The organism is Roseobacter sp. OBYS 0001, from assembly GCF_019654895.1.
GTDB lineage: Bacteria > Pseudomonadota > Alphaproteobacteria > Rhodobacterales > Rhodobacteraceae > Roseobacter > Roseobacter litoralis.
On the sequence record NZ_BPES01000002.1, the window covers coordinates 1 to 17,279 of the forward strand.

Sequence of the window (17,279 nt, forward strand, 5' to 3'; positions counted from 1 at the left end):
TTACTTGGAGAACAGGCTAACTCAAAACACCGGACTTTTCAGGGGAGCAGGTCAGGACATATCGCGGGAGCATGCACGAAAGGTTCGTGACCACATGTCGTCTCCGGGAAAAGCAAGGTGGCAACGGGAAAAGGTCGCTCCCTTGTCGGTCAAAAAAGAGCTGGGAATGCTCGGAAGGGTCATTGATTTCGGTGGCTTTGAACTTGGCCTCCGAGACTACAATAACCCGTTCCACAAACGAGCGGTTGAAGACCCGAAAAGGGGATTTCTCCGCAAAGAGCATACGTGCGTTCACTGCGTTGAAGATTGAAGCCAGCGAAAACACAACCGACAGCAGGCCAGAAGGTATAAGGGCCGCCGCGTTGCGTAGCGCGACGAAGTTTAGACTGAACAAGCAGATCGCTTGAAGGATCACAAACCACCATGGGGCAGGCAACGTGAGCCGTTTAGTGGCTGCGAGGACTGCGAGCAGAAGCGGCGCCGCTAATGTCATTGGATAGAAGACTGAAACGCCGACCGATACGGGACCAATTTGAAGCGCTATCGAAACGCAGCTTGTTCCCCAAATCAGCACCGCAATGAAGAGCAGGGCGGCGGTGTTCGTCTCTCAGAACTATGAGTTTGTGAATATTTGGGCGTTAATCGCCCGCATCAGGTGCTCGGGGTTAACGCTGAAGACCGAGTTTGGAGTGCCTGCGGCAGCCCAGACTTGCTTGTGATTGAGCAGGTTCGCATCAATCCACGCCTCAGGTGTCTCAAGGTGTCCAATTGGTGCAACACCACCAATGGCAAAACCCGTCTCAGACCGTACACGCTTTGGATCAGCGCGCGTCAACGGTTCGCCGAAGATTTCCTTGGCTTTCTTCAGATCGAGATCGTGATGACCACCCAAAAGAACCAATTTGAGTGCGTTGGAGTTCTCACCCTCAAAAATCAAAGACTTCACAATCTGACCGACTTCACAATTACAAGCATTGGCCGCGTCGGCAGCGCTTCTGGTGGAATCAGGCATCGTTTGAATCGATATATTCAGACCTAGTGTTTGCGCTGCTTCAGTTACACGTTTGACACTCTTTGACATTTGACCTCCCTACGGTTTGCGCGAAAACAAGCGACGGCGATCATCAACGGACCGTCTCATTAATAGTATGCTATCGGTCACCAATGAGCGACCCACATTGAATTTCGACGATATCATTGCTCAACAGCTTCTGGCTTGCTCGATCTTGCGGTTTTCTGTGCTCAAGCTTTCGCTTCACCAGCGTGGGCAGTTTTTCTTGATTGCAATGAACTATGCCAACCACCGTGTCAGATTACTTGGAGCTTTCCCCGACTGCTTTCGCATATAGCCAACTCGATCTCGGCTTGGGCCGCACAGTGACAATCTGGCAAAACAACAACGACCGAATTCTCTATGACAAGCCACGTGGCCACATTCAGGCTATACTTGCAGGGGGGAACAGGAACACGCAGGTTCGATGCCGGTGGCATTTCTGGTCGCCGAGGAGCAATCTGTGTCGTGCCAAAAAACTAGACATCCGATTGGCAAATCATATCGCCGTGCCGGTTCCTGCATGTCGTCCGGCCGGATGAACCTCTTCGCGCGTGGCTTTCCCGAATTCATGATCGAGATGCCCGAGCCTTCGATCTGATCGAATTTATGTATGAGGATGCGCCCACAGTCTCCGCTCCTTTGAAGCAACGCATGCGTGCCGTGCGGCGAATGATCTGCTTACGGCGGATAGTGCATTGGCGGAGCTGATCTATAGCCTGCCGGAACGACAGAAAGCACTGCGACGGGGGCTCGCGCCGCATCAGGTGAGGCGCACAAAGGTGCACTGTTTGGAAACAACGGCATTGCCGAGATCGCTGCAGACTGTGGGTTTTCTTGCCAGAGCCATCTGACACGGACGTTTAAGGCTCAAACTGGAATGACGCCTGCGGCATATTGTGAGCGGGCATCAAGCAACTGATGATCGAATAATTGCCACAGCTTGCACTTGGATGGTCTAGCCAGTTCATGGGCGTTCTATCACCGGGGCCTGCCATCAGGTTAATTCTGGCCATTGCAACGCGCCAAGGCCAATTTCCTTCTCTCGTGACAGCTTTCGGCATCGCGTGCGCCTCCATCGCCCTTTCAACGGCGACTGCCTATGGGCTGGCGGCGATTATGGCCCAGATGAGCGATGTGATGACCTAAGTGCGGTTGACCGGCGCAGCCTATCTCATCTGCCTTGCCTACAAAGCATTGCGTACAGCGGTTCGACACGCAGAGATGTCTAAGCGCATCAGACCAGCCTCAAGTGCATGGCGCGCTGGCCTCATTCGCTGCGATTGCGAAATCAGAGTTCAAGTCAAACAACAGTTCGCGAACAAAACGGACCCATGCAGGTGCAGCTATTGCTGGCGCAGAAGCCTTATGCACACTCGGGGCGAGAACCGTTGCTGAGCGGGAAATTTGCCAAGAAGGGACGTTCAACCATGGCAATACTGGTGGATTCCAAATGGATCTTTCGCCGTAACCGGGATCGATCATAGGAGAGTGGGGAGAGTTGCCTTTGGCCGTTCCATTTTCGCTGAAGCAGCATACACAAGCGGACTTGTTAACGAATGCGGCTTTAAATGTGCGCCGATCAAGGCCCTTCCGGGCGGTCCAATGTCTTTTCGCACAATTTGTTAACGGCTGCGTGCAGCAGGACCGTCAGAACTGCAAGCACGATCAGGGCGGCAAACATAAGGTCTGTTTTGGCCCGGCCATTGGCCAAAAGCATAAGATACCCCAAGCCCTTTGAGGCACCGACCCATTCACCAATGATCGCACCGATGGGGGCGTAAACCGCCGCGAGCCTCAAGCCGGATGCAAATCCTGGTAAGGCTGCGGGAATCCTGATGTGCCACATAATGCGCGCTGGACTTGCGCCCATCACCTTGGCCAAACCGATCCAGTCGCGGTTCGTGCGCATCAGGGCGTCAAAAAAGGACGACGTGACGGGAAAGTAAATGATGATTATGGCCATCGTGACCTTGGACCAAAGACCGAAGCCCAGCCAAAGGGTCAAGATAGGTGCCAATGCAAACACCGGCACTGCTTGGCTGAACACCAAGATAGGACGCACCAGCGCGCGTGCCGTTGGGGATGCGACCAGCCCGATGGCTGACACGAACCCAAGTGCGGCACCCAGCATGAGGCCGATGAGCACTTCGGCCATCGTGACCAACGCATGCTCCGTCAGAAGTGCGCGGCTTTCCCAGATTGTCTGCCCGACCAGCGCAGGGGGCGGCAAGATGAAACGGGCGACACCCGTGGCCCAGATCACCGCCTGCCAGAGCACCAACACCAGACATGTCGCCGCCAGGCCTGCCCGCCATCTGGTCATTTTGCGACCACAAAGCCAGCCCAGGAGGCATCAAAGAACGCGCGCTCCAAACGCACCGCTTCGGTGAAGGTCGCAGTGACATCTTCGCGGGCGTCATCGTCAAGCGCCTCCCAAACAATATCCAGTTGATCGCGCAAATAGGCGACGACCTGCGCAAATCCATCGCCTGAATGCAGGGTTATCCACTCACCCAGCCAAAACGGCAGATCATCTGCGCGGCCTTCAACCGGGGTGGCCCAATCAAGATAAATCCATTCGGCAACCACGAGAACCGACAGCATAATCTCATAGCGGCCCGAGCGGCGGGCTTGATCCATCAGCTGTTGAAACGCGATCGTCTCAGGGGCTGCCGGCGCACTCAGCGAAATCTCCAAGGCTTGTGAAGATCGCAGAAAATAGGTGTTTTCCGGTCCGCAGATCACGCCTAGAAATTGCGCACCGGGCACGGCATCTTGCAGTGTGGGCGCATGGGCCACGGCGGATGCCAAAAGCCGCACAAACCCATCGATGAACTGGTAGTCCTGTTGCAAATAACCTGCCATCTTTTCACGCCTCAGGGTCCCATCGGCCAAGGCATTGGTGAACGCGTGATGTGTAGCGGCGTGCCAATCCTGTGCCACAAGCGATTGCAGATATTGTGTTGCGCTCATGTCGGTCTCCGAAGTTGATCAAACAGATCTGTTTGCGTGCGCACGACATCCGGTGCGTAGATGTCGCGCGGAATGGTGGTGTGGGGGGCAGCAACCTCGACAAGGCATGATGGGGTCATGATGAGGATTTTCTGGCCCAATCGCGCGGCTTCGTTCGGGTCATGGGTGACCAGCAACACTGTGCGGCCCGTCAACAGCTCTGCTGTCAGTTCCTGCATCTGCGCACGGGTCAGCGCGTCGAGCGCTGAAAACGGTTCGTCCAGCAACACAACCGGGCGGTCCTCCATCAAGGTACGGGCCAATGCCACCCGTTGACGTTGGCCGCCTGACAGGGCGCGTGGCAGTTTGTCAGCATGATCTGCCAAGCCCACTTGAACAAGCCTGTCGCGGGCTCGGTCCTTGTCCGGACGCTCCCCCCGCAATCGCGCGCCAAGCATGACATTGTCCAACACGCTCAGCCAGGGCATCAACAAATCTTGCTGCGCCATCATGGCAACGCGACCGGGATCGCTGAGGGTCCCGTCAAAGGTAACGCCCTCGGCCAGCCCCGCAAAGAGGCGCAGCACCGTGGATTTGCCCACGCCACTTGCTCCCAACAGGCAGGTCCAGCTCTGCGGTGTCAGGGTCAAGTCGAGCTGCGTAAAGATCGGCGTACCGTCGATCGTCGCCGATCCTGCCATTCGCAAGGGCTGGTTCACGGATCAAGTCCCATATCCCAAAACCCGACCTCCAGCTGTGTCGCCATCGCGAACCGCGCCTGAAGACTGGCCCAACGGGGGCTGGTCGCCGGATCATTGCCGATGCGCCGCGCAACTGCCCCATCAATCAGCAAGCCCACATCGTGGCAAACCTGCTGGTACTCGGCACTGGCATAGGTGTTGATCCAGTCGGCGTAGGTGTCCGAAGTCTTGGTGGCGGCCAAATGAGTGCCGATTTCACCGTAGCCCATGACACAAGGGGCCAAGGCCGCCAGCAAGTCCAACAGATCGCCGGAATGGCCCGCATCCAACACATAGCGGGTGTACGCCAGATTTCCCTGCCGTTCCTGCGTGGCAAACAGCGTCGCCTCATCAATTCCAGCCTCTGCGCAGATTTTGACATGCAGCGCGAGTTCCTCATTGATCAACCCGTTCACCGTACCAGCAGCCAAACGCATTTCCGCGACCGTATCTGCCTTGGTCACCGCCAGAGCCCAAGCGCGCGAAAAGTGGATCAGAAAGACGTAATCCTGTTTCAGATAATGCAGGAAGGCGGCGTGAGGCAGCGTACCGTCGCCCAAGCCCTGCACAAATGCATGACGGGTATAGGCGGGCCAGACAGGCGTGTTATCCCGCAAGGCCGCGAAGGTTTTACCGTAGGTCATTCTGCCCCCAGATCGACGGCAAGGGCCGAGACAGGGCGCGTGCCCTCAACCAGACCACTCTCGGCAAGAAACGCTTCGAACCGTGTATAGCGCCCTTCATCCAGCGCTTCAGGGCGCAGTGCGAAACGCGGCAGCGTGTCAACCCACGCCTTTGCGTTCAGTTCGTCGTCCAGCTCAGGCGCGTAGCCTTTGAACAGCTCCCACGATGCCTGCGGGTTATTGACGATATATTGTGTCGCCAGTTCCGTCGCACGCAAAAAGCGGCGGATCTGATCGGTATCCATCCGGTCGGGGTTCGCCACGTAGATCAATTCGTCATAGGTCGGTACGCCCTCTTCCTCGACATAAAAACAGCGCCCCTCAACGCCCTCAATCTCCATCTGGTTCAGCTCAAAATTGCGGTAGGCTCCGATGACCGCGTCAACCTGACCCGACATCAACGACGGGCTGAGCGAGAAGTTCACATTGACCATCTCAACATCATCCAGCGTGACACCGTGGCGACCCAGCATCGCACTTAGAACCGCCTCTTCGACGCCCGCGACGGAAAAACCGATCGTGCCGCCTTTGAGCTGGCTGATCTCCTTGATGGGGCCGTCTTTCAGAACCAACAGGCAGTTGAGCGGCGTTGCCACCAAGGTGCCCACACGGATCAACGGCAGACCTTCGGCCACGTGCAGATGTTGGCTGGGTTGGTAGCTGACGGCGATGTCGCCTTGGCCAGCCGCCACGAGTTTCGGCGGGGCAGATGGATCAGCGGGGGGGATGATCTCGACCTCAAGGCCTTGATCGGCGAAATAGCCCAGCTCTTCGGCCACGATGATCGGACCGTGATCGGGGTTGATGAACCAATCCAGCAGCAGGGTCATCTTGTCTTGAGCGAAGGCTGGTGTCGCGACACATAGCGCCGCTGCGGTGATGAGGTATTTCATAGGGGTTTCCTTACTCTCCGAGAGCGAGAAGTTTGATCTCGCCCTGCCAGTGTTGTGAAAGCCGGTCCGCCGCCTGCCAGGCACGCAGGCCTGACCGACAGGCCAGAACGGCACGTTGGTTTGCGTCAGGTGTGGGGCCATGTGGCCCAAAATCGGACACGGCATGGCGCGTTGCCTGGCGCAGGATTGGCCCCTTTTCATCTTTTGCGCGCAGGTCGATCAGAAAATCAGTCGCAGCGATGTCGCGCGGGGCGATAAAGGCGGGATTGGGCGCAGGGTCTGATGCCGTGTCAAAGCGGAAGCCCCCAAACCGCATCCCGCCCGCGTCAAAGGTGACAAGCTGCCCCAAGACGTGCGGATCGCCCGTCAGGACTGCGATCGCCATCTGCGCCTGAAGGCTGCCGATCACACCGACACTTGGCCCCAGTACACCGTCTGTATCACAAGACCCAAGCTGATCCGGCAGATCGGGAAAAACCGCGCGCAACCCCGGTTTACCGCCACAAAAGCCACCGACATAACCGTCGCGACCCACGACGCTGGCGCTGACAAGGGGCTGACCTGTCCCAAGGCAATAATCAGACGCGATATAGCTGACCGCGAAACTGTCTGCACAATCCAGGATCAGTGTCATACCCTCGCAAAGGGTTGCAATATTGGCTGGATCGACGCGCTGGCGAATGGGTTCAATGGTCGTGTCAGGGTTTAATGCAGCCATCGCCTTTGCAATCACATCGACTTTTGGCAAGCCGATGTCAGCCTCGCGAAACAACGTTTGGCGGTGCAGGTTGGACAGGCTTATGACATCTGCATCCGCAATTCGGATTTGGCCGACACCCGCACCCACAAGGTATTGCATCACAGGGGCGGCCAGACCACCGCCACCGATAACAAGGACAGACGACCCTGCCAGCTTATCCTGCGCGGCATGTCCCAGTACCGCAGTCTGGCGGGCATAGCGGCTCATCCGCAGACCTCCAGCCATTCCCTGACGCGGCCCTCTGGATCGTCGTGCAGCGTAATGTCCGTAACGGCCGAGACAACATCCGCCCCGGCGTCAAATGCCCCCGGTGCGCGGTCCGTGCTCATCCCGCCGATGGCGACAAGGGGGATATCGCCCACACGGTTTCTCCATTCGCTGAGCTTCTCAACGCCCTGCTGATGCCATTTCATCTTTTTCAGGATCGTCGGATAGATCGGGCCCAATGCAACATAGTCTGGTTTCAACGCCAACGCGCGTGCCAGTTCAGCTTTGTCATGGGTCGAATTCCCAAGCTTGAGTCCGGCGGAACGGATCGCCCCCACATCGGCCGCATCAAGGTCTTCCTGACCCAAATGTACCCAGTCGCAGCCCAGATCAATGGCCAGCTGCCAGTGATCATTCACCACCAGCAGTGCACCATGGGCACGGCACAACTCGCGGCTTTCGGTCAGTTGGGCGCGCAGTGCATCTTGCGGCTGGTCTTTGATGCGCAGTTGCACGAGCTTGACCCCCAAGGGCAGCATGCGCCGCAGCCAGGCCACATCATCAAAAATCGGGTAAAAGCGGGGCAGCGTCATAGCATGGCCTTTCCAAAGACGGGCGTGGACGGCGCCGCCATGTCGCGTGCATCCATGGGATCAGCACCGGCGGCCAGCGCGCCTGCTTCGACCGCCAGAGCAAAGGCGCGCGCCATCGCCGCTGGATCACCCGCTTTTGAAACGGCTGTATTCAACAGAACCGCGTCATAGCCCAATTCCATCGCTTGGGCCGCATGGGAGGGCAGTCCAAGACCTGCATCCACGACCAGTGGCGTATCAGGAAAATGGGCGCGCAGGCTGCGCAGACCGTAGATATTATTCAGGCCCAAGCCGGTGCCGATGGGCGCGCCCCATGGCATCAAAACCTTGCAGCCGACCTCAACCAGCCGCTCGCACAGCACCAAATCTTCGGTGCAATAAGGGAACACCTCAAACCCGTCCTCGGCCAGTTGTGCGGCTGCTTCGACCAGACCGAAGGGATCAGGTTGCAAGGTGTCGGCGTGGCCGATGACCTCAAGCTTGATCCAGTTGGTGTCGAACAAATCGCGGGCCATCTGAGCAGTGGTCACGGCCTCGCGCACCGAATAACAGCCTGCGGTGTTGGGAAGCACGGCGACACCCAGATCCCGGATCAACGCCCAGAAATCCTGCCCCGCCTGATCACCACCCGCCTCGCGCCGCACTGAAACCGTGGCAATCCCTGCGTCCGAGCGGCGAAAAGCATCCGCCAGAATTGCGGGCGACGGGTATTGCGCGGTGCCCAGCATCAGCTGGGATGTCACTTCTGTGCCGTAGAAAGTTGGCATTCTATCCTCCTTGTCGAGGGGCCACAATTTCGACGCGGTCCCCCTCTCGCAGAGTATGTTCTGCGCGCTGATGCTTGGACACGAACGTCTCGTTAAGCGAGGTGGCCACTTTGGCCTCACCCTTCCCCAGGGCATCCAAGAGCGCGGCCAGTGTGAGCGCGCCGGTCTCAAGTGCTTCACCGTTCACGATGATCTTCATACCAAACCTCCGGTATCTTGCCCTTTAGCAACAGGTCCGAGGTCATCTGCGCCAATGCAGGTGCAAGCAGAAAACCGTGCCGAAACAGACCGTTTACATAAATCACATCACCAATCCGCCGGATGCGCGGCTGGTTGTCTGGAAAGGCAGGGCGCGCATCAACGCCAATTTCCAATAGCTCTGCCTCACCAAAAGCGGGGTGCAGTGCGTAGGCCGCATTCATCAATTCCATAACAGACCGCAGCGTCGCGCGCCCGCGTTCGCCGGTTTCGATCTGGGTTGCGCCCAACATGAAGACACTGTCACCACGCGGCACGATATACAGCGGGACTCGCGGATGAAGCAGTCGGACGGGGCGCGACAGCGTCGCGTCGGGGCAGCGGACCACAAGCATCTCGCCCTTCACGCCGCGCAAATCTGTGAGGGTATCGCGCGCAGCAAGCCCGCGGCAGTCAATCACCTGACCTTTGATGTTACCGCCAAACCCCACGCCTCTTTGCTCCAACCGCGCATGCAGCGCGGTCAGTGTCGCGCGAGGGTCAAGATGTCCCTCATCTGCCAAGAACAGCGCCTTGGAATAGCGTTCGGCCAGAAGCGGCTCGCACTCAGCGATCTGCGTTTTTGACAGCGATGTCGCGGTCGGCGCGCGGCGCGCAAAAGTTGCCAGATCGCTTTGATCGCGATTAAGTGCGACAACGAGCGTGCCCTCGTGATGTACAATCCCGCCTTGGCTTTCCCACCACCTTGCAGCTTTGCGGCCTTGGCACACGATCTCGGGCTCTGCGCTCACGCCTTCACAATCGGGCGCCAGCATGCCGCCGGCCCACCAAGAACAGGCATGATCGCCCGGCGCGCCTTTGGGATCAATGAGCGTGACCTGCGCGCCGCGTGACGACAATTCTGCCGTCACTGCCAACCCGCAAACGCCGCCGCCCAGAATGGTGAATGGGCCGCTCACTTCCAAAACGCATGAAAGTGATGAACGGGCCCATGACCCCGCCCGACGTGCAATTCATCGGCACGCAAAATCGCTTGATGTAGCCAGGTGTGCGCACGCGATACCGCATCACTCAACGCCATACCCTGCGCCAGGCCCGCAGCGATTGCAGAGGAATAGGAACATCCCGTGCCGTGGGTGTTGCGGGTATTCACTCGTGGGGCCGAGAAGGCTTGCGTTCCCGTTTGCCAGACAAGATGATCGGTGCAGGTCTCTGCGTCGGCATGTCCGCCTTTCATCAAAACTGCACCGACGCCAAGTTCGAGAAGGGCGGACGCCTGCGACTGCGTGCTGCCCTCGCCGACCAGCTTAGCTGCTTCAGGTAGGTTGGGTGTAAGCAGGGTCGCGCGTCCGAAAAGTGAAGATTTCAACGCATTTATCGCGCTATCGGCCAGCAAAGTATCGCCTGATTTAGCAACCATCACGGGATCAAGCACAACTGGCCCATCATAGCCCGCCAGCGCATCCGCCACCGCTGCAATCAGTGACGGTGTGCCCAGCATTCCGATCTTGACCACGTCAATATCGATATCATCCAGAACGGCTTTGATCTGCGCAGCAACGACCTCATCCGGGATCGGATGAATGGCTGTGACAGCATTGGTGTTCTGTGCGGTAACCGCCGTCACAACAGAAGCAGCATAAACACCCATTGCGGAAAAAGCCTTGAGATCGGCCTGAATACCAGCCCCACCACCAGAGTCGGAGCCAGCAATCGTTAACGCCTTTGCTACCACGTCATAGCCCCTCGGTTTAAGGGTCAGGAAGCTAAAGGGCGCAGGACATCACGGATGCGAGTTCCGCGAGCTGTTCCCTCCGCCGGTCCTAACCGGTTCAGGTTCAATGGGTTCGCAGCTTGTGCATCTCAGCCCGGTTAAAGGCACCCCAACAGATATAGATCTACGTGTAAGTTGATCGCGCAGAAGCGTCAAATGGTTAAAAGGATCTCAGGAGAATTGTTCTGAATGTTTACGAAATTGAGCTTCGAAAGAGAAAGGGCCGCGACCGTCCATGTTCTGTCACGCGACGCCAAACGGTTTCCTAAAGCTGACACGGATGACCGCTTTTTGCACTGCCTCGCAACGCAGATCTTTTCGTGCATGCAGAATTTTTCACGCTACAAACACGCCCAGTACAACTCTAGCATGTCGGCTGCGAGCTCAAACCTGTCGTCGGCACCTTCGCAGCATCGACGATACGCAATGATGAAGGGCCTTTGAGAACGGCCCCAACCAGCCGTTCATCGCGAGAACCGTTGCCGTATTGCAGCTTCCCCGGAGCGGCGTTGATCGATTGCGCAGCATTTCCAACATTAACGTGCACTCATCGCACAAAACGAACTCTCGCAAGCGTAGCTTTAATTACTGCCATGCGACCTCACTTGCTCCGGGTTCGGCGCATTTACACCTGTCAATCGCCGCTACCTCGGCGCTTCGCAACGTCCGTGAGACCCCGAGCCAGCAGGTCGAATACGATCCGGATACGGCGGCTGGTCTGTAACTCCCGATGGGTAACCAGCCAGATTGGAAACTCAAGCGAGGGGAAATCCGACAAGACCTTTTCTAAGCCCGGTTCAGCCTCACCTAACGTTTCGGGCTGCATCGAGACGCCATAGCCCGCTTTTACCAGTTCCCATGCGACGACACCGCTCTCGCTCGACATCACAAAGCTCTCTGCGCGAACGGGCACGCCCATGTTATGCAGCGGGGCCATCAGGCGCTCAGGATCAGCATTTCCGACGAAATCGAGGGTCGCCACATCACGCGGCGTATGCGGGCGACCTGCGCGATCGAGATAGTCAGTCGCGGCATAGAGATTGGCGCGAAAGTCGCCCAAATGCCGTGCAATCAGGTCCGGCTGATCTGGGCGGACGTGGCGTATCGCGATGTCCGCCTCGCGCTGTGTCAAATTCTGCATCTCGCTTGATGCATGGATGCGGACGCGGATGCCGGGCGCCGTCTGTCGCAACGGCTTGAGTGCGCCGGGCAGGATTGCTGCGGACAAGAGGTCTGTGCCCGTTACAGTAACTTCACCCGAGACTTCCTGTGATTTACCGTCGGCCACCATCGAGATGAGCGTCGCAGCCTCACCCATGGTACGCGTGTGCTCAATCAGGTCGCGCCCTGCTTCCGTCAAGGTAAGACCACGGACGCTGCGCTCCACCAGCGTCACGCCAAGTGCCTCCTCCAATGCACCGATCTGCCGTCCTATCGTCGGCTGCGTTGTCTTCAACACGCGCGCCGCGCCGCTGAACGAGCCCTCCTCAGCTGCCGCGAGGAAGGCGCGCACCTGATTCCAATCGAAGGAGATAGCCTGCCAGTTCATCCATCAGCGTATAGCAGGTGGACGAATTTAGGCAATCGACCTTTCACGAGCGCATGGATGATACCGACTGCGAAACGAGATCAACCCGGTCTTAGCCATTGAAAGCGACACAATGTACTTCGCAGTTTTTCTGACTGGCGCATCCGCGCTGCTTCAAACCTGAAGTGCAACACGCAATGGATTCCGACATGACTGCCGAAGCCTTCTGGGACCGGCATGCGCCCAAGTACGCGAATAAGCCCATCGCTGATGTCTCCGCCTTCAAAGAAAAGCTGGAATGCGTCACCGCGCTTCTTCAAGCGACCGATCGGGTTCTTGAAATCGGCTGCGGGACAGGCGCCACGGCGAGCAAGATCGCGCCTGTCGTCGCTCATGTGACCGCAACCGACCTCTCTGCCGAGATGATCCGGGTCGCCCGATCACGATCAGGCGGAGATGGCGCGGGAAAACCGGAATTCCTTCAGGCGGAGGCGGCGCAGCACATTCCTGGCCAACCGTTCGAGATCATTCGCGCGTTCAGCCTGCTGCATCTGGTGGATGACATACCCACCGTGCTGGATGCAGTATTCCACCAAATGAAAACCGGCGGTCACTTCATTTCAAAAACGGTTTGCCTGAAGGACGCGCCGCGCTGGATGCGCGCCATGGTTCGCGTGCTCATGGCCGTGCGGATCGCGCCTAATGTGATCATCTTGAGCAGCGCTGAGTTGACGCGGCACCTGATCCGGGCCGGGTTCGAAATCGAGCAGACGCGGTACTTCGGAAAGAACCGACTGAGCCCCTTTATCGTCGCGCGCAAGCCCGCCTGAGGCAGACCGACACCTTATTCTGAGAGACCGAAGCATGCACTTTATCAGCCGTCGCGAATGGGCGTTCCTTACCCTCGTGTTCCTCTACTCTTTCATCCCGGCAGTCGTCGGTCTGATCCGGCTTCCGGAACTTCTCGGCGCTCCGGCGATCATCCCGTCTAACCCGCGTGCGGTGATCGATCCCCTCCCGATCACATTGCATATCCTCGGCAGTTCAGTCTTCTGCCTTGTGGGGGCTGTTCAGTTCCTGCCGAGCCTGAGGCGCTATCGCCCTGCCCTGCACAGGATGCTCGGGCGGATCGTGGCAGCAGCGGGGTGCATCAGCGCACTCACCGGTCTCTGGATGACCGTGGCCTATGCATTTCCCGACGCCCTGCAGGGACCACTGCTTTACGCGGCAAGGGTCACGCTCAGCCTCGCGATGGTCGCCTTTATCGCATGGGCGATCGTTGCAATCTGGTCGCGAAAAGTCGCCGCGCACCGCACTGCGATGTTGCGCGCCTATGCCATCGGCCAGGGCGCCTCAACGCAGACTGCGCTCTTTCTGTGCGCGATGGCCCTCTTTGACACCGAACTGCAGGGGTTTTCACGAGACCTCCTGATGGTTGGGGCGTGGACCATCAACCTTGCGATTGCGGAACTTCTAATCCGCCGCACCTTTGCGGCGCGCATATCCGACGCCGTGATTTGAACCCGACCGTGCTGCCGGCCAAATACCGGAAAACTCCCAAAACAAAGAAAGAAGACACCGAAATGAAGCAGCTCAAACTCCATTTTCGTCTCTCGGTCCTGTGACTGTTCATACTGGTCAACATCATCTTTCGCGCCACTCACCAGTTTGTCCTCGCGTCCCATATCGAGATGCTGCTGACAGGCCTCTACAACGGCATCGAGATCGCCGAAGGGCTGCTGCTTCTGGGCGGTTTCCTCGTCCAAGTGCCGATTGCGATGGTGCTCTCTTCTCTCCCGCTACCCCGCAGGGTCGGTCGTCCTGTCACCTTTCTTGCAGCGATTGTCACGACGGGTACTCTCCTTTCCTCGCCCCCCCACCGACATGGATGACACCTTTCCCTTCGTCATCGAGCTGGCAGCCATTGTTGGGATCCTCTGGACCGTGTGGACGTGGCCCAAGCATGAACATGCCGTGCCGCACTCCGACGCAAGTTCTTCGTAAAAATGTGTGCGCACCGCAGACATTCCGAATGAGTACCGGAAACAACAAGATGTTGGCAAAAACGCCTTTAGGCGATGCGGTTGATCTTTAAGACAAACTCGCGCCTCGTTATGACAAACTTCATCATCACTGGCTGCGGCACCGGTAATCTGGCACGTGCATTGATTGCCGAGGGTATGCCCCCGAAGCTGATGACCCTTCTTGGACCCGCCCTCGGCCATGCTTGCATGCTGCTGTTTGAGCCGTCAGACGTTGCAGCGCGGCGACCAAGGCAATGACGCTGAGGATACCGCCCACGATGACTTGCATAACGATTTGTGTGAACAGCATGGCGGTAGTGATCTCGTTGAGTGATGGCCATGCCGCTGGACCAAGCGCCAAGACGGCGAACATAACTCCAAAGGAAGCGATCACGCTTGTGCCTTCGAATAGAGGGACCTGCCAAAGGCGAAGCAAACCTGTACATCCACCCCATATGATCCCCGCGGCGACAAACAGGCAGGTGCCGACGAGCCAATTGTTATGCGCTCCAGTGGTTTCGACACCCACTAGCACGGAAAGCCCGCCACAGCGATCAGACCTAGCAGCGGCCCCCAAAATTGCGAGGATACAAAACTTGTAAACAGACAGGCGGCCGCCCCTCGTGCGGTGCCGTAACCAAATCAGAAGTGGAATGGTAGCCAAACCGAGGGTCACCGAGGACAAGGCGTCTTTCCATCTGCGCGGCAATCATAGGATCACCTTTGAAGCCGACGGAACTGCCACGATGGTCAGCCACGGCTACGCATGGAACCAGATGGAACGCGGTGCCCTGCCCGAGAATGGCGGCAATGCAATTTAGGAAGTGTGGGGCACCTACGAGCACAGTTTCACCCAGACCGAAGACGGTTGGCGCGTGAACGGTATCAGCTTCTTTGCCACTGCCGAACGCGGCAACGACTTTGTCCGCGACACGCCGGGCAGCTGAGTGCCACCACTCACCCCGCAACACAGATAATTCAAGGAGACATCCGATGACAAACTCGAAGGAAAACATCAATCAAAACCGCCGTGCCTTTCTCGCCGGTATTCCAGCCACTGCGGCAACCGTTGCACTGGGCGCATCGCAGGTTGCCGCCCAAACATCGCCACGCGTTGCCACCGGACGCAGACTGTTGGGAAATCTGGAAGTGTCCGAGCGGGGGCTTGGCGTCCAGAACATGCACCGGACGTTCTACACCATCGTGCCGGACCGTGACGAGATGATCCGCTTGATCCGGTCAGCCAATAAGCATGGGGTGACCTTCTTTGATTGTGCAGAAGTCTATGGACCCTTCGCGTGCGAACGCATCCTTGGAGAGGCCATGGTACCGTTTCGCAATGACATTCAGGTCACCACCAAGTTTGGCTTTGGCGTCGACCCCGAAACTGGTGTGTGGGACTTTGCAGTCACAAGCCAGCCAGAGCGTTTTCGTCGCCCCGTTGAAGGGTCGTTGAAACGTCTTGGCACGGATCGCATTGATCTGCTGTACCAGCACCGCGTTGACCAGCGCATACTCATAGACGAGGCGACTGGCCTCATCGCAAGCGAGACGCTGGAGCTAGGTGTTTTGGGCCGATTTCCGATCCGCGGCGTTGAAGGTCAGCAAGACATTTATACCGTTGCATGAAATTGATGGCCGTTCTCACTCAGATTGGGACGGGTCATCCTTGCCGCGCGCACTGACGGCGAAGGATTGAGCTGCCGTCCACCAAACTGAACGCTGTAGAGACCGCAATATCACGCAAGATAGCAGCGAATTCACACTTTTCCTCCTGCGGCGCTTGCTGTGGTTCCCGCGAAGCGCACTTAGCAAGTCTTGGTTACTACCAATCGAACGGCAAATTTGTCTCGCCGACTGTGATTTAGTAAGGGTCTTGGTGTTGCGCTTGCAGCGAGTGTTCGGCAATCGGGCTACAGCCGCAGCGTTGCGGACGCACATCCAATGTCTCTTATGGGCGGTCCGCAAGAGCCGTTTGAATTGGACCGAGGTGCATGCTGCATCGCCTCTGATGGCCGCTACGAGCACAGCTTGTGAATTTGATTTCTTGCTGTGCACGCTCGCAGTATGGAAAACGCGGCACGCGCATAACTGGATCCGCTGCAATGCGGCGGACAATCCGGTTGATCATACTTTTCGCAGCGAGAACGTAAGTCCCAACTGACCAGAAGCGGGCTTTCGCCGCAGTTGCACTAACGACGGCTTTTGAGCTAACGGCCTAAGATCGACTGTGGTTCTACCTCTAACAAGAACGGTCCTTTTTGAACATGGTTGTATTCAGGCTGACAGCCAATCAAACGTAGCCTTATCTGAAGGCAGAAAGAACTCAATCTGGATTTCTTGAGCAACCGCATCTTCTGGACTACCAAAACTGGCCGTGATGGCAATCAGCCCGATTTCGGCGGCATCGATCCGGTATCGTTCCGGAAATACAGGCATTCCTCGCATGGGTTCGCGAGAACGCGGTGCATATTTTCGGGCAAGCGGGGTCTGCTGGTTCCTGTCTAAAACATGTCTGGCGTCAGCGCTTATGAGAGCGGCCATGTTAAGACGGCGCAACACATGCGGGACTACCTGTTCCGGGTTCAAAAGAAAGCGTCCAATTCCATCGGGCGATAGTGTCAAATCGTAGATGTTTCCGCGCAGCCTGTCCTGCACACCGCCCTTTCCAAGCGCTTGAGTTACCAGAGAGCAGAACGCCTGATTGGATGTCAGGATATCACCAGCGCGATTAACAGCATAGGCTGGGTAGGGCTCCTGCTTTTGAAGGACAGCGGCGACCGGTGAGCGTATTTCGTCAAATGCAACATCTGACCATTCGACCCGAGCGTTCCAATGAAGAAATCCGGCAGCTGCATACAGCGGAGCAGCGTCTTCATAATTAAGTGCCAACGCCTCAGCTAATTTGTCGACGGTCTGCCGCCTTGGGGCTGCACGGCCACTTTCCAAAAAACTGATCTGTCGTTGAGAAATCCCCGACAGCGCCGAAAGCTGAGTCTGAGAGGCGCGAAACCGGCGTCTAGCTTCGGTGAGGGTTTGCCCGAATTTCAAACAGGTCTCCGTTTATGATGTTCTAGTAATAGATTTGATTACCTTCAAACGGCTA

Annotated in this window: 24 protein-coding genes and 1 riboswitch; of the genes, 10 read left to right on the top strand and 14 right to left on the bottom strand. The window is 57.5% G+C overall.

Features of this window, described 5'->3' with window-relative positions:
• A partial coding sequence (locus K5Q35_RS05450; protein WP_220798770.1) for a hypothetical protein occupies window positions 1–310 on the top strand: 310 nt, incomplete at its 5' end.
• A gap of 303 nt (window positions 311–613) precedes the next feature.
• Here K5Q35_RS05450 and K5Q35_RS05455 read toward each other — a convergent pair.
• Window positions 614–1,081, bottom strand: coding sequence for a YbaK/EbsC family protein (locus K5Q35_RS05455; RefSeq protein ID WP_220798771.1), 468 nt, complete (start codon window positions 1,079–1,081; stop codon window positions 614–616).
• Window positions 1,082–1,478: 397 nt separating this feature from the next.
• Between K5Q35_RS05455 and K5Q35_RS05460 the strand changes: the two genes are divergently transcribed.
• From K5Q35_RS05460 to K5Q35_RS05470, 3 genes are all read left to right on the top strand, one after another.
• Window positions 1,479–1,652, top strand: a complete 174-nt coding sequence (locus tag K5Q35_RS05460) for a hypothetical protein (RefSeq protein WP_220798772.1) — start codon at window positions 1,479–1,481, stop codon at window positions 1,650–1,652.
• A 213-nt stretch (window positions 1,653–1,865) separates the two neighbouring features.
• Window positions 1,866–1,973, top strand: coding sequence for an AraC family transcriptional regulator (locus K5Q35_RS05465; RefSeq protein ID WP_259650489.1), 108 nt, complete (start codon window positions 1,866–1,868; stop codon window positions 1,971–1,973).
• Window positions 1,974–2,020: 47 nt separating this feature from the next.
• A complete protein-coding gene (locus K5Q35_RS05470) occupies window positions 2,021–2,200 on the top strand; it encodes a hypothetical protein (RefSeq protein WP_220798773.1) in 180 nt (59 codons plus the stop codon).
• 433 nt (window positions 2,201–2,633) lie between these two features.
• Here the strand turns inward: K5Q35_RS05470 and K5Q35_RS05475 are convergent, their stop codons facing one another.
• The 12 genes from K5Q35_RS05475 to K5Q35_RS05530 form a co-directional block, all read right to left on the bottom strand.
• Entirely contained in the window at window positions 2,634–3,377 is a 744-nt protein-coding gene (locus K5Q35_RS05475; RefSeq protein ID WP_220798774.1) for an ABC transporter permease, read from the bottom strand.
• Window positions 3,374–4,027, bottom strand: a complete 654-nt coding sequence (locus tag K5Q35_RS05480) for a TenA family protein (protein WP_220798775.1) — start codon at window positions 4,025–4,027, stop codon at window positions 3,374–3,376. Before K5Q35_RS05480 ends, K5Q35_RS05475 begins: the two co-directional genes overlap by 4 nt.
• Complete coding sequence (locus tag K5Q35_RS05485) at window positions 4,024–4,725, bottom strand: ABC transporter ATP-binding protein (protein WP_374758586.1); 702 nt, start codon at window positions 4,723–4,725, stop codon at window positions 4,024–4,026. Before K5Q35_RS05485 ends, K5Q35_RS05480 begins: the two co-directional genes overlap by 4 nt.
• Window positions 4,722–5,390, bottom strand: a complete 669-nt coding sequence (gene tenA / locus K5Q35_RS05490) for a thiaminase II (RefSeq protein ID WP_220798776.1) — start codon at window positions 5,388–5,390, stop codon at window positions 4,722–4,724. Before tenA ends, K5Q35_RS05485 begins: the two co-directional genes overlap by 4 nt.
• Window positions 5,387–6,322, bottom strand: a complete 936-nt coding sequence (locus K5Q35_RS05495; RefSeq protein ID WP_220798777.1) for an ABC transporter substrate-binding protein — start codon at window positions 6,320–6,322, stop codon at window positions 5,387–5,389. The genes tenA and K5Q35_RS05495 overlap by 4 nt, the downstream gene beginning before the upstream one ends.
• A gap of 10 nt (window positions 6,323–6,332) precedes the next feature.
• Window positions 6,333–7,289, bottom strand: a complete 957-nt coding sequence (locus K5Q35_RS05500; protein ID WP_220798778.1) for a HesA/MoeB/ThiF family protein — start codon at window positions 7,287–7,289, stop codon at window positions 6,333–6,335.
• Window positions 7,286–7,882, bottom strand: a complete 597-nt coding sequence (locus K5Q35_RS05505; RefSeq protein WP_220798779.1) for a thiamine phosphate synthase — start codon at window positions 7,880–7,882, stop codon at window positions 7,286–7,288. Before K5Q35_RS05505 ends, K5Q35_RS05500 begins: the two co-directional genes overlap by 4 nt.
• Window positions 7,879–8,649, bottom strand: coding sequence for a thiazole synthase (locus K5Q35_RS05510; RefSeq protein WP_220798780.1), 771 nt, complete (start codon window positions 8,647–8,649; stop codon window positions 7,879–7,881). The genes K5Q35_RS05505 and K5Q35_RS05510 overlap by 4 nt, the downstream gene beginning before the upstream one ends.
• Window position 8,650: 1 nt before the next feature.
• Window positions 8,651–8,848, bottom strand: coding sequence for a sulfur carrier protein ThiS (gene thiS, locus K5Q35_RS05515; protein ID WP_220798781.1), 198 nt, complete (start codon window positions 8,846–8,848; stop codon window positions 8,651–8,653).
• Window positions 8,826–9,806 (bottom strand): FAD-dependent oxidoreductase, encoded by a 981-nt coding sequence (locus tag K5Q35_RS05520; protein ID WP_220798782.1) that lies wholly within the window; start codon window positions 9,804–9,806, stop codon window positions 8,826–8,828. Before K5Q35_RS05520 ends, thiS begins: the two co-directional genes overlap by 23 nt.
• The gene (gene thiD, locus K5Q35_RS05525) at window positions 9,803–10,582 is read right to left on the bottom strand and encodes a bifunctional hydroxymethylpyrimidine kinase/phosphomethylpyrimidine kinase (RefSeq protein ID WP_220798783.1); all 780 of its coding nucleotides are present in this window, start codon (window positions 10,580–10,582) and stop codon (window positions 9,803–9,805) included. Before thiD ends, K5Q35_RS05520 begins: the two co-directional genes overlap by 4 nt.
• Before the next feature lie 57 nt (window positions 10,583–10,639).
• A riboswitch (TPP riboswitch) is annotated at window positions 10,640–10,743 on the bottom strand.
• 512 nt (window positions 10,744–11,255) lie between these two features.
• Window positions 11,256–12,170 carry a LysR family transcriptional regulator gene (locus K5Q35_RS05530; protein WP_220798784.1) on the bottom strand — a complete coding sequence of 305 codons (915 nt, stop codon included), beginning with the start codon at window positions 12,168–12,170 and terminating at the stop codon, window positions 11,256–11,258.
• 188 nt (window positions 12,171–12,358) lie between these two features.
• On the opposite strand from K5Q35_RS05530, the gene K5Q35_RS05535 reads away from it, so the two are divergent.
• From K5Q35_RS05535 to K5Q35_RS05555, 6 genes are all read left to right on the top strand, one after another.
• Window positions 12,359–12,979, top strand: a complete 621-nt coding sequence (locus K5Q35_RS05535) for a class I SAM-dependent methyltransferase (RefSeq protein ID WP_259650475.1) — start codon at window positions 12,359–12,361, stop codon at window positions 12,977–12,979.
• A 34-nt stretch (window positions 12,980–13,013) separates the two neighbouring features.
• Window positions 13,014–13,670, top strand: coding sequence for a DUF2306 domain-containing protein (locus K5Q35_RS05540; protein WP_220798786.1), 657 nt, complete (start codon window positions 13,014–13,016; stop codon window positions 13,668–13,670).
• A gap of 164 nt (window positions 13,671–13,834) precedes the next feature.
• Entirely contained in the window at window positions 13,835–14,041 is a 207-nt protein-coding gene (locus K5Q35_RS22910) for a hypothetical protein (protein ID WP_374758596.1), read from the top strand.
• Between the two features lie 785 nt (window positions 14,042–14,826).
• Window positions 14,827–14,994 (top strand): nuclear transport factor 2 family protein, encoded by a 168-nt coding sequence (locus K5Q35_RS05550; protein WP_220798787.1) that lies wholly within the window; start codon window positions 14,827–14,829, stop codon window positions 14,992–14,994.
• Window positions 14,995–14,997: 3 nt separating this feature from the next.
• Window positions 14,998–15,120 carry a hypothetical protein gene (locus K5Q35_RS22620; protein WP_259650476.1) on the top strand — a complete coding sequence of 41 codons (123 nt, stop codon included), beginning with the start codon at window positions 14,998–15,000 and terminating at the stop codon, window positions 15,118–15,120.
• 46 nt (window positions 15,121–15,166) lie between these two features.
• A complete protein-coding gene (locus tag K5Q35_RS05555; protein WP_220798788.1) occupies window positions 15,167–15,802 on the top strand; it encodes an aldo/keto reductase in 636 nt (211 codons plus the stop codon).
• A gap of 648 nt (window positions 15,803–16,450) precedes the next feature.
• On the opposite strand, the gene K5Q35_RS05560 is transcribed toward K5Q35_RS05555, so the two are convergent.
• Window positions 16,451–17,224, bottom strand: a complete 774-nt coding sequence (locus K5Q35_RS05560; protein WP_220798789.1) for a helix-turn-helix domain-containing protein — start codon at window positions 17,222–17,224, stop codon at window positions 16,451–16,453.
• Window positions 17,225–17,279: the final 55 nt, after the last annotated feature.